This window comes from Roseivivax isoporae LMG 25204, assembly GCF_000521865.1.
Taxonomy (GTDB): Bacteria; Pseudomonadota; Alphaproteobacteria; order Rhodobacterales; family Rhodobacteraceae; genus Roseivivax; species Roseivivax isoporae.
The window spans coordinates 1-347 of the sequence record NZ_JAME01000190.1 but is presented as its reverse complement, the minus strand read 5'-3'; the positions used below and the strand labels follow the sequence as shown (position 1 = coordinate 347).

Sequence of the window (347 nt, the reverse complement as noted above, 5' to 3'; positions counted from 1 at the left end):
GACATCTTCGCGGGCTACTGGCCCCACGTGCCGGCCGGTTCGGGCAGCCGCCCGCTGGCGGACCGCCTGAACAGCGCGCCCAAGCACGTGGCCACGCACCGGCCCGATGGCCTGTCCTGGCAGGGCAGCCGGGCGCTGTCCGGCGACCTGGCCGAGGCGGTGCGGGCGCTCAAGCGCCAGGGCGGGGCGGATCTGCTGACGTTCGGCAGCGGCGACATGGTGCGCCAGCTGCTGGCGGCGGATCTGGTGGATGATCTGTCCCTGTTGGTCTATCCGGTGATGCTGGGGCCGGGCAAGCGGGTGTTCGGCGACGACGCGCAGGCGCGCGCCTTCACGCTGGAGCGGGT

The 347-nt window shown here is 73.5% G+C and carries 1 protein-coding gene; it reads left to right on the top strand.

What is annotated here, in order from left to right; genetic code table 11:
• A partial coding sequence (locus tag RISW2_RS23290) for a dihydrofolate reductase family protein (RefSeq protein ID WP_043776111.1) occupies positions 1–347 on the top strand: 347 nt, incomplete at both ends.